Source organism: Pseudocitrobacter sp. 2023LY-00077, assembly GCF_055796175.1.
Window position 1 is genome coordinate 169,532 of record NZ_JBSPEI010000003.1, and the last position, 12,423, is coordinate 181,954.

At 57.4% G+C, this 12,423-nt stretch carries 6 protein-coding genes; all 6 read right to left on the bottom strand.

Features of this window, described 5'->3' with window-relative positions; genetic code table 11:
* Positions 1-95: 95 nt before the first annotated feature.
* The 6 genes from ACWWFX_RS05200 to bcsB all read right to left on the bottom strand — a co-directional run bounded on the left by ACWWFX_RS05200 (position 96) and on the right by bcsB (position 12,419).
* Positions 96-1,583: a M16 family metallopeptidase gene (locus ACWWFX_RS05200; protein ID WP_473223357.1), complete on the bottom strand. Its 1,488-nt coding sequence runs from the start codon at positions 1,581-1,583 to the stop codon at positions 96-98.
* 229 nt (positions 1,584-1,812) lie between these two features.
* Complete coding sequence (locus ACWWFX_RS05205; protein WP_276218941.1) at positions 1,813-3,099, bottom strand: dicarboxylate/amino acid:cation symporter; 1,287 nt, start codon at positions 3,097-3,099, stop codon at positions 1,813-1,815.
* Between the two features lie 157 nt (positions 3,100-3,256).
* Positions 3,257-5,260, bottom strand: coding sequence for a biofilm formation regulator HmsP (hmsP, locus tag ACWWFX_RS05210; protein WP_473223358.1), 2,004 nt, complete (start codon positions 5,258-5,260; stop codon positions 3,257-3,259).
* A 266-nt stretch (positions 5,261-5,526) separates the two neighbouring features.
* A complete protein-coding gene (bcsC, locus tag ACWWFX_RS05215) occupies positions 5,527-9,015 on the bottom strand; it encodes a cellulose synthase complex outer membrane protein BcsC (protein WP_473223359.1) in 3,489 nt (1,162 codons plus the stop codon).
* The gene (bcsZ, locus tag ACWWFX_RS05220) at positions 8,997-10,103 is read right to left on the bottom strand and encodes a cellulose synthase complex periplasmic endoglucanase BcsZ (protein WP_473223417.1); all 1,107 of its coding nucleotides are present in this window, start codon (positions 10,101-10,103) and stop codon (positions 8,997-8,999) included. The genes bcsC and bcsZ overlap by 19 nt, the downstream gene beginning before the upstream one ends.
* A gap of 6 nt (positions 10,104-10,109) precedes the next feature.
* Positions 10,110-12,419, bottom strand: coding sequence for a cellulose biosynthesis cyclic di-GMP-binding regulatory protein BcsB (bcsB, locus tag ACWWFX_RS05225; RefSeq protein WP_473223360.1), 2,310 nt, complete (start codon positions 12,417-12,419; stop codon positions 10,110-10,112).
* Positions 12,420-12,423 lie beyond the last annotated feature (4 nt).

A 12,423-nucleotide genomic window follows, 5' to 3' on the forward strand; every position in this document is an offset into this window, starting at 1 on the left:
CTCTCCCTAAGGGAGAGGGGACCGATTGTGCCAAAGGTTAAGCGTGTGCGGTTTTTCTCCCTCTCCCTCAGGGAGAGGGCGGGGTGAGGGTTGTGTTACTGTGGCGGAATATCCGACACGTCCTGGCGCACGTCATCCCCGCTTACCGGTTCTGCCGCCGCAGGCGCTGCCATCACGTTATCCCACGTGGCTTTCAGTTCCTTCATATTATGCTCCGGCTCACCGGCAGGCTGCTGCAAAATCAGCGCCATATCCTGCGACAGCTGGCTGCGCAGATCCTGGTTCACCATATCGAGCGTTAACGTATCAAGGAAGTTCTGGCGCAGTTGCTGATACTGCTCTGGCGCGATATCCACCACCTGATTCTGCAATGAACGCATACGCTGGCTTATTAGCACATCGGTGTCGGTGCGGGCGTAGGTTGCGAACAGTTTTTGCAGTTCCAGCTTTTTCTGCGCGACCAGCGCGTCAAACTCTTCGACCGGCAAACCCTTTTCGCGGACTTCTGCCAGCTCTGTCGCCACCACGCCAAGGTTACCGTCGAGCTTATCGCCTGGAGAATCCAGGTTGATGGAACACTGAGCGCGCAGATACAGCACCCGGCAATCAAAGCCTAACGCGATGTCTTTCGCATTGTTTTTGCTCAGTTTCTGCTGAACATGCCAGAACAGCGCTTCACGCGCGAGGTCCGCACGCCAGTAACGCAGCATCGCCGCAGATTCGCGGATAGGCTGCCATGGGGTATCCCACATCAGCGACAGACGATCCTGGGTGACGTTTTTGGTCATGATACTGACCGCTTCCGGACGCAGCGGCGAAAGCGTTGGCACTGCCGCAGGCGTTTCACGTTTGCCCTTCAGCTCGCCGAAGGTTTTGTTGATTTGCTCGGCAACCGTGCGGCTATCGACGTTGCCGACCACAATCAGGGTCATCGCATCCGGCGTGTACCATTTCTGGTAGAACGCTTTCACCTGTTCGGCATCCACCGGGCGCTTCAGCGGCTCTGCCGGGTCGTGGCCCAGCATAGTGGAGCCTTTCAGGCGATAGCGCCACCAGCCGTCTTTGGTATCCTGCGGCCAGGTCGCCACCATATCCTGCGTATTCAACGCATGTTCTATCGTCTGCGGCGTAATCGACACGCTGCCGCCCGCGCTGGCAAGCCAGGAGAGTGACTCTTTCAGTAAGTCTGTGCGGTTGTTCGGCAGGCTTAAATTAAAGTGGGTGTAATCATAGGAAACGATCGCCGGCGGCAGCGGCCGTTTCGGGTCGATGCCCTGCTGCCACAGTGAGCGAGCCTGCATCGGTTGTAAGCTTCCGCTTTGCGTCAGCGCAATGCGGGGAATGAGGTGGCTGTAGCCGGTTTGTTGCGCGCTTTCAGAGAGCGAGCCGATATTCACCACCAGCCGGATTTCAACGCGATCGCTGGGACGCTGAGGTGTGGAAAGCACCTGCCACTGAAAACCATTAGCCAGGGTACCCTGTTGCCAGGCGGGATCGGGCTGTAGCGCCTCTGCCTGCACATAACCCGCTGTCGCCATCATCAGCAAACTGCCAGCTAAGAGTCGAATTTTTGTGCCCTGCATGTGAACCCCTGATGAACGTTCCTGGTTACAAAGGCAATCCACACGTCGTGGTTGCCGAAAAGAATGTCGTAAACACGTCTGTTTGACCACACGATCGTCAAAACGTCACATCGCTACGAAAAATAATGTCTTACGATAGCATGACGTCGCTGCATGCAATATGCAACGCCGCCTAATTATGCGCAGGAGCCCGCACTCCAGCAAGGGAGTACGGGCTTAAGATGAGGATTTAAGAGGATAATTCGTGCGGTTTGTTGGCAGGCGTACGATTATTCAGCACATCATCCAGCTGCTGCTGGTCGAGCTGCTTAACGCGTTTCGCCACCACAATCGTTGCCACGCCGTTACCAATCAGGTTAGTCAGGGCGCGCGCTTCCGACATAAAGCGGTCGATACCCAGAATCAGGGCCAGGCCCGCGACCGGTAAATGCCCAACGGCGGAGATAGTTGCCGCCAGCACGATGAACCCGCTCCCGGTGACACCCGCCGCCCCTTTGGAGGAGAGCAACAGCACCACCAACAGGGTGATTTGATGGAAAATATCCATGTGGCTGTTGGTCGCCTGGGCGATAAACACCGCCGCCATCGTCAGGTAGATAGAGGTGCCATCGAGGTTAAACGAGTATCCGGTCGGTATCACCAGCCCCACCACCGATTTCTTACAACCCAGTTTCTCCATCTTGTCCAGCATACGCGGCAGCGCCGATTCGGAAGACGACGTGCCCAGTACAATCAGCAGTTCTTCACGGATATAGCGGATGAATTTGAAGATGCTGAAGCCAGTGGCTTTGGCGATAGAACCGAGTACCACCACCACGAACAGAATACAGGTAATGTAGAAGCAGATGATCAGCTGGCCGAGTTGCACCAGCGTGCCCACACCGTACTTACCGATGGTGAAGGCCATGGCCCCGAACGCCCCGATAGGTGCCAGGCGCATGATCATATTGATGATGCCGAAGATAACCTGCGAGAAGCTCTCGATTACGTTAAAAATCAGCTGGCCTTTGCTGCCCAGACGGTGCAACGCAAAGCCAAACAGCACCGCAAACAGCAGCACCTGCAGAATGTTACCGCTGGCGAACGCACCAATCACGCTGGAAGGAATGACATCCAGTAAGAAAGCGACAATGCCCTGATCCTTCGCCTGCTCGGCGTACACGGCCACGGCGCCCGCATCCAGACTTGCCGGATCAACGTTCATGCCCGCACCGGGTTGCACCACGTTAACAATAATCAGGCCGATAATCAGCGCAATGGTACTGACCACTTCGAAGTAGAGTAGCGCCACCGCACCGGTGCGCCCTACCGCCTTCATGCTTTCCATCCCGGCAATACCGGTCACGACGGTACAAAAGATGACAGGCGCGATGATCATTTTAATCAGCTTAACGAACGCGTCGCCAAGCGGTTTCATTTGCGCGCCTAACTCAGGGTAGTAGTGGCCCAACAGCACACCGATGACGATGGCGGTCAGAACCTGCACGTAGAGGCTTTTGAAGAAAGAGGTTTTCATAGGATGTCCTTAAGATAAAACCACAAACCAGGTAGGGGATTACCCAACTTGTGACCTCAAAATAACACCCACGAAACATTACGGAAATATATATAGCTACATTTGCAACTGAATTGTTAAAAACCTTGAGCTGACTCGCACAACTGCGAAATCATTTTCAATCGGGTTTCACCGCCGAATCCGGCAGGTAGTCCTGCTCAAAGTTTTCCGGTGACACCGCGCGCGCAAACAGGAAACCCTGTAACACATCGACATTCGCCGCCTTCAGCCATTCATATTGTTCCTGCGTTTCCACCCCTTCCGCCACCAGCCGCAGATGCAGGCTGCGTGCGAGTTGAATAATCGCCGCGACCATGCTGGCATCTTCCGGCAGGGTATCCACAAACAGCTTGTCGATTTTCAGGATATCCACCGGCAGCGACTTCATATGCTGAAGCTGCTGGAGCCCCGCATAGCCCATACCAAAATCATCCAGAGCGATACGCACCCCGGCATTGCGCAACGGGCGCAGAATCGCTACAGCGGCTTTGGGATCGTCGATACTGCGGCTTTCTGTCACTTCCAGCACCAGCGTGCCGGGTGCTATGCGGTAGCGTTCGAGCAGCGCCAGCATATCCGGCACCATGTTGTAATGCATCAGTTGCAGGGCAGAGAGATTGACCGACAGCGGCAGCATGATGCCGCGCTTCTGCCATGCGGAAAGCAGACGACACGCCTCTTCCAGCACCCAATGGCCGACGGTCACCATCAGCCCGCAGGATTCGATGGTGTCGATCAGGTCGTTTGGCAACTCCCAATCGCCGTTCACCTGCTGCTGGCGCAGCAACACTTCCGCGCTGCACACCTTGCCGGTTTCGGTATCGATTTGCGGCTGTAGCCAGATGGCAAACTGATGGTGTTCCAGCGCCGAGAGAATGTCGCTCTCCTGCGTCAGGCGTTTTTGCGCTTTTTCCATCTGCTCCGGGTTAAAAAACTCAATCTGATTTTTGCCCTTGCGACGCGCGCTAAAGGCCGCCGAAATGGCGCGACGGTAGAGTTGCTCGGCGCTCAACCCGCCTTCGAACATGGCGATACCAACGCTTGCGGTTGGGCGCAGTTGAATACCCTGCAACGGCAAACGCTCATTCATGACAGTGAGTACTTGCTGACCTAATGTGATGGCGTGCCACGGTTCGGTAACGCCTTCAGCCAGAATGGCGAAGTCATAGGCGCTGACCTGCGCCAGCACCATGCGTGGTGAGATCACCTGTTTCAGCTTCTCAACCAGGGTTAGCAACAGCATTTCGCGCTGCTCTTCTTTCAGAACGCCCGCTGTGTCCTGCAAGGTCTCGCACGCCACCATCAACAGCGCGGTGGTTTTCTGCTGGCTGACGGTTCGTTCAAGCAACGCCAGTAAAAAGGCTTTATTTGGTAATTCGGAAACCGGGAAACGCGTTGCGCGGCTGCAAAGCTCATCATACTGGCGCAAAGCAAGCTGCTGATGGCGGTTGTAGCTGCGCACCATTTTGCCGATTTCATCGTCGTGATGCAGACGCGGCAGTGTGAGCTGATGGCCCACGCGCTCTTCCGGCGAGAGGTCGTTCAGTTCATTGGCAATCGCGCGCAGCGGGCGCACAATCAGGCGGTTGATGCTCCACGTCAGCGCCACGGTGAGGATCAGCACCAAAAGTAAGTAAGCAGTCACTAACGTAGCGAGGGCGCTCATCACGAATTTGTACATGCGGTACGAATCGGACTGAAGCACCAGATAAGCCAGCGGCTGTGGGTTTGCCGGGCGTTCCAGCGAATAGAGCGGTAGCGAAATCTGTACCGGCAGCTCAAAAATACGGGTGATCATCACCGGAACCGGGCGTTCCGGAATAAAACTCATGCGCAGCGCCTGGAACTGGTTAGGCAACACCACATCGGCCCGGCTCACAATGCCGGAAGGCTGAATGCGGCCAAGAATGGTTTCCGCTTCCGGAATATCGGCCTTGAGAATGGCCGCAGAAAGCGGCTGGCGAACGGAACGGGCGATGCTTTCAAGTTGCGTGGCCGTGTTATAGCGATTCTGCTGCACAAAGTGAAAAAGCAGAATGAAACAAAAGACAAACACGAACACCATGGTTACGCCTGCAACCATTGCCATTTGTTTGATCGTAAGTGAACGGCTGACGCGCAAAAGAATTCTCCACTAAATACTTAACGCACTGCCCGTCATGAGGATAACGAGGTCGATGACAAAGTCAAAAGGTGACCAAAAGGAACAGGCCGACAAAACGACGATCCACAACAGAAAGCACTAACGTCTTACTGTGCAGATATCAGATGCGCAACAAAACAGGACAAAGCCCGCGATAACGTAACAAAGTATGACGTTTCGCGGGCCGATTATACGCTAAGAGAATGGAATTCGTGACAGTTGTCGGTTAATTTCAGCGATTAAAATCACCAGTCAGCGTATGGGACTAATGGCTGAGGCGGCATATCCAGATCGCCCTGCCAGCCTGCCGCCGAGTAACGCACGTACAACAACGCATGGCTTGGGGTGTAATCCTTCGCTTCCTGAATATCCACCGCCGCGCCAACGAACCAGTTCGACGTCACCCGACGCTCTACCAGCGCACGCGCGGTGTAACCGAAGCCCTGACTGCTGCCGCCGCTGCTGCTGTCATCACGCGCTTTTTCCCGCCAGTCGGTCGGAATCAAATTCATCAGCGGATAGCTGGCCTGCGATTTGGTGCGTGAATGCGACCACGATACCGAACCGCCGAGCTCCCACGACCAGTTTTCTGTCCGTTGACGCCAGGTCACCGGCACGGCAAACGACACATACTCTTGCGGGCTGTAGTATCCACCCTGACCCAGGGTATAGCCGCTCAGATCCTTCTGATAATGCCAAATCATATTGTTCAGGCCGACCGTCACCCGGCGATTATTTTCATTAATCACCTTGTAGTAGTAGCCGGTCATCCAGCGCACGCGCCAGTTATCGTCAACGTTCTTACCGGTTAACTGATCTGCACCCAACGACGCCCATACGCCGTTGGCCTCGCCTTTGTCATAGCTCAGGCTGAGCACGCCGCCGTCAGCGCGTACCCCGCCCCATTTCTTGCCGGTGTGACCATCTTTGCTGTTATCTTGCTGGCCGCCGAAGGCCAGCAGCGAGCTGGAGATCGGGCGACGATGACCTTCCAGGGTGTAACCAATCGGGCCCGCTTTGCTGCTGTAGCTCAGGCCACCGACCACATCCACCACATTGAAGCCCATCGGCGTGGTACCGATGTCGCCGCTCCAGGTGTCATTTTTCCAGCCCACCGCCACGCTGACGCCGTTATCGCTTGCGCTTGCGCCGCCACGACAGGCGTGATCTTTAATGCCGCAGGTACCCCAGTCCGGCGCGTAGCTGCCGTCGCTTTTACGCGAGAAGCTGCCGACGTTCATGTCCACCCAATCGGAGCGGAAGAACATTCGTCCGTCTGAGAGCGGCGCATCCACCTGAAGCATAGTGGTATGTGCTTTCAGGTCTGAATACCCGCCCGTACCGCTGGAACCCCAGTAGTCATGCTCCAGCGTCACGTTGAGATCCTGCTGACGATACAGGTCCGCGGCATCGCTGCGCACACCACGCTTGAGCCAGTCATCGCTGGCATCGTTGCGCGTCAGGCGGGTGAAGGTGTCGTTATCCTGCGGTCGCGTCGGCGTAATCCCGGTGGCGACCATCGTATCTTTATAGGTTTCCAGCGCCTGCTGCGGGTTGCCGTCCTGCGCCTGAAAACGTGCGGCATCGCGCAGCACCAGCGCGCTGTCCATTGACGGCGGCTGAGATTTCGCCTGCTGCACCAGCGTGTTAAAGGTATTCCGCGCTTTTTCGTTTTCACCGAGGCCAGACTGCACCAGCGCAATACGCCGCTGCGTACCTATCGACGGCGCTTCCCCCGTGGTGGAGAGCTGCGCCAGTTGCGCACGCGCGGCGGCCTTATCGCCCTGCGCTAAATAAAGCTCCGCCAGCCCCAGTCGCGCATCGTCATTCTGCGGCTCTTTGCTCAGCACCTCGTTGTAGAGCGCGATAGCCTGAGGCGCATCGCCGCGCTGCTGCGCCCAGTCGGCGAGGGTCAGCGTGATCCGCGTAGACGCGGGTTGTTTTCGCAGAAGCGCAATGGCCTGCTTCTCCTGACCGGCGTCACGCAGTCGGTTCGCCTCCTGCATCGTCTTCGCAAATTGCAGGCGGTCCGAAAGTTCCTGAATGTTGCTGTTCCACTGACTGCGCGGCAGCGTACCTAAATGAGAAATGGCGGCAGCATCACGTTCGGTGCTGGAAAGATACAGGCTGTAGGCATATACCTGATCCGGGTCTTTTGCCTGCTTCTGCGCCAGATTGCGCATCAGCGAATCCGCTTCGCTGCGCTTGCCCGCGCTGTCGAGGTCTTTCGCCAGACGATAGGTTATCCACACACTGTCCGGGTTGAGCGCCAGACGCTGACGCTGAACCTCGGCGGCCTGAGCCCAGTGGCCTTTGCTCTCAAGCATTTCGGCCTGCTGTTCAAGGCGATCGTTGGTCAGACCGCGCTCGATATCATCAATGCTGCGACGTTGTGCCGCAGGTAACGATTGAATGTAAGCGGTCGCTTTCTCGGGAGACTGCGCCCGATAGACATTCGCCAGCCCGCGTACCGCGAGATTATTATCCCGGTCCATGCGCAGAGTTTGTTTGTAATAGCCTTCCGCCGTCGGGTAATCCTTACGCGCGGCAGCGACGTCGCCCAGCCCAAGAATCGCATAGCTGTCGGTGTTATCCACCCGCTGCGCCTGCTGATAATAGGTTTGCGCCTGCGCCGGGTTATTGGCCTTCAGGGCGGCATCGCCCTGCTGAATCAGCAGCCAGTAGCGGTTGGTTTTCAGCAGGCTATCCCACTTGCTGCGGCTGGTGTTTTGCGGGTCGAGAGCAATCGCTTTTTGCAACTGCGCCACCGCACGCGCGCGGTCGCCTTTCTGCGAATAGGCTTCGCCGAGCGTACCGATAGCGTCGGCATCTTTATTGTTTGTTGCTACAGCGCGTTGCAAATCGGCAATGGCTGACGCTGCATTGCCCGACGCCAGCGCAGCAGCGGCTTCGCTCTTCGCGCGAACGGTAGGATCAGACAGGGTTTTCTGTTGTTCAGCCAGCAAGCCACGAGCATCATCCGCCTTCTCACCGGTGGTGAAAATTTGCAGAAAACGCTGAAGCGATTGCACGCTCGCCTGGCTCGGCGGCTGATCCTTAATGGCGTTGAACCAGACATCGCCCGCTTCATTGCGCCCGTTGGACGATTTCGCCATCTGTTCCAGCACGGCAAACGCCTCGTCGCGACGATTATCCGCCAGCAGCGTGCGCGCCAGGGTGGATTGCAGCGTGACGTTGCCCGGCATCTGCTTGTTCAGTGCCTGCAAGCGCACCAATGCATTATTGTGGCGCGCCGGGATTTTCAGCGCCGTCGCCCAGTACTCCACCGCATAATCACCGTCCGGCGGCGGGCCGTTAAATGCTTTCTCGTAGGCCGCGATGGCTTCATCGGCATGGCCGGTGGTCGCCAGCAGACGCGCCTGTTGCAGCGCCTGACGACCTTCCGCCGAATTCAACAAAAGCTCCGTACGCGAAGCGTTGTATTCCGCTGAGTTGGGTGCCAGGGTTTTTATTCGCTCAAGCTGTTTCTGCGCCCCGGCGGTATCGCCCTGGCGCAGCATGTAGCGCAATCGCGCGGCCAGCACCTGCGGGTTATTCGGGTCGATCAGCTCCAGGCGATAGAGCGACTGCTGCACGATATCTTCGCGCTTGCTGGATTCCCCCAGCCGCACCTGATTGAGCAGTTGCTCCTGTGCTGAGGGCGCGGCATAACTCGCCGGAATCAGCGTAATGCCTAAAGAGAGAGTGAGTAAACTTAGTGTGAACTTGCGCATTCCTGGCCCCAGTCAGGTAGTAATTCACCGCGGGCGCTGAAGCGAAAACGGTGTTGGTCCCAGCCCTGGCCAAAGAGGGTCAGGACATAGCTGTAATAGGCGTCTGCGCCAGGGAAGTTGTCGGCCACGCGCTGGCGCTGAACGGCTTGCGCATCACGATCCTGCAGGAACGGCAGCAGCGAGGCGGAAAAGCCCACCGGGCCATTGCCGGTCACGTTGCCGGTGAGGGTATCGACTTTTTCCGGCGGAACGCCTTCGCGAGCGGTCTGCGCCGCCATCGCTTTAAATCGGGTTAACAGACGGGCTTTTTGCGGGTCGCTGTTATGCATCATGCCCACCCATAAATAGACGCGGATGGCGTCATAGCTGCCCACCAGCGGCGTTTTACTCTGCTTCTGCCAGCCTTTGCCTTTCTCATAGTTCACCCAGTCCGGCGAATAGCCTTTCGGGGCGGTTTCCATCAGCAGGCGCTGGTTGGTTTCGCGCAGCGTCGTCCACGGCGCACCAAAGCGGGTGAAATAGCTCGCCAGCTGTGGCGGCAGGTAGCTTGGGTTGAAGCGCCAGCTATTGGTTTCGGCAAAACCAATTTTGCCCGGCAGCAGCATCGAGCCCAGCCCCGGCACATTCACCACTTCTTCACGGGCAATGCGCGAAAGCAGCGCTTTCCCGGTTTCGCTGTAATTGGCGTTCTTCCACAGACGGCCCGCTTCCAGCAGCGACCAGGCTATCCAGACGTCAGAATCGGATGCGGAGTTGGTATCCAGCACCGTCCACGCGTTGTCGTCTTTCTTGCCCCACAGCCAGGCAGGCAGCGTGCTTTTCAGGTCACCCTGCGCCAGGTTGTTCTGCGTCCAGTCGAACAGTTTGCCGAACGTTTCGCGATCGTTGGCCGCCAGCGCGAAGAACAGCGCATAGCTCTGCCCTTCGGAGGTGGTAATTTTGCGCGCATCGCTCGGGTCGATAACGCGCCCTTCGGCACTGACATAGTCTTTTTTGAACTGATCCCAGGCAGGCCAGTTACAGGCCGCCTGGGCCTGTACCATCGTGCCCAGCGCTAACAGCAAAACTATCCAGCGTACGCTTTTCATCACGGCTTACTCGTCTTCAGGGTCCAGGCGACGGCGGCTGATAATGCGCAGCAGTCGCCACAGCACCCACGCCAGCAATACGATGCTGATAGCGGCAAACAGCGCCAGCAGAATCGGATGGTTAGAGAGGGCAAACCACAGGCGCTCGAACCATGGCAGGTGACCGACGTAGTACACATCGCCCACGCGCAGGCTGCTCACGCCCGATTCACGAATCACCGAAACGGAACCAAACATCGCCGCGCGCTTACCGCTGTCGTTCAGCGCGCCGTTCAGCAGTTCATAACCGCGCGGGCTGTCTGCCAGCAGCGCAACCACGCTGCGCTGGTCGTTATACGGCGACTGGAAGCCGACGATTGCCGCCATCGGGCCGGATGAGGTGACGTCCGTCTGCACGTTCGGTTTACGTTCGTTTTCATCGAGATAGATGCTCGGCAGCTCATGATGACGCAGCGGCGTTTTCACCCAGCTCTTCGTGGCTTCAACCAGCAGGTCAATCTGCTTGTCGTTTTTCAGTTTTTCCGGGATAGAGCCAATCAGCAGCAGGTCGGTATCTTTGCCCTGAATGTCGCTGCCTTCATCGGCCAGGGTCACGTTCATCGCCGGGAAGCCGGTCTGTGCGCCCATTTCGCCAACGGTATTCAGCAGCGTGGTCACCTGTTCAACGGTCGGCGTTTTCGGCATCACCACGGTGGTATCAGAGAGATCCGCCATGCGGCTGAACGGGAAGCCCGCGTTGGCAAACGCGCGCAGGTCCGGCATCGCCAGGAAGTGATAGTAGTTCGAGAAGTCGATCGTCGAGTCGTCGCCAATCACCACATGGTTCTGCACCGGCTGGAAGGTAATACAGTTATCAATCGAGCCGCCCGGCATCGGGTTCATATACTGGAAGTCGAAACGCAGCTGGTTCATTGCGCCCAGACGCAGCGCCGGAATAGTCACTTCGTTTTTACCGTCAACCAGCCCCTGCAATACCGGCAGACGCAGCAGCAGGCTGCTCACTTCCTGCGTGCTGTTGAGGTTAAACGACTGCAGGAACTGATCGTTCAGGCTGATATCCATTCGCGAACTGTCTTTCACCGCAGGCATGGTAAAGCGATATTTGAGGTCCATATCGATACCGTTGCTGCGCAGCAGGTAGAGATCCGGCGGCAGGTTCAGCGCCACGTTAATGGACGCCGGTTCCAGCCCGGTGGATTGCAGCTGTTGCTCGTAAGTTTTTAGCTCACCAAAAGTGACCGCGCGGTCGGTACGCACCCAGTTCGGCGCATCGTATGGCACACGTGCCAGGAGCGGTTTCACATCGTCCACCACCACGCTGTCGCCACGGAACAAGATATTGCCCTGAGCAATGCCTTTCGCGGCCATCAACAGATCTTTATCATCGCGGCCCATGATCACCAGCAGCTTGACGTAAGGATCGTTCGGGTGGTTGATCATTTCGATCGTCGGGGCTTTTACCGCCGGATGATCGCGCAGGAAATCAGGACGCTTGTCATTGGTGGCAAACACAATGGCATTTTTATCCGGCAGCGTGTTGTAGCTGACCGGGAAGGTCTGCCCACGCCAGCCCGCCCGCGAACCAAACCACGAGGCGACAATGCCCGCCGCCTGCTGCTGTGGCAGATCCGGCGTCGCCGCGAAGACGATCGGCAGCGTGAGCGGTCGGTTGTCGCGGGAATCGAAGAACGGTATCGGGAAGTGCGACAGATCGTTACGCACGTTCAGCGCCTGATAGGTCAAGTCCAGCGAGCTGTTGCGGCCTACATCCAGCCAGACGGTGCTGTTAGCCGGGTTTTCACAGACGTCGCGATAGTGGCCAACAAACTCCAGACGCACGCGGTTAAAGTCGGTGATATAGAGCGGGTCGATAGGGATCTGCGCGCTGACCTTTTTCCCCAGTTGCTCTTTGGTGACCGGCAGCACATCCATCAGCTCTTCGTTCAGGTACACCTTCAGCTGCGACAGCACCGGCTGTAGCGATGGCGATGGCGTATAGGTGAGATTCAGCAGCGCTTTCGACACCACTTCGTCGCTGCGCATACCAAATTCAATGGAGCCATTAGGATTCGCACCGCGCAGCACCATGCTGCCCGGCGGCGGCGCAATTTGCGCGAAGGTGAGTTTGACATCGCGCGAGGGCACGCTTTCCACCACCACCGGCGAGGCATCGGACGGCGCAGCAGGCGTCGTCGCGCTCTCCTGAGCAGGCGGCATTACCGGCGTTGCGGTCGTCGGTTCAGACCAGGTTGTCGCAGGCAGCAGGCTGCCCATTCCCATCGCCACTGCACAAATCCAGGAGAGTTTTCTTTTCATCGTG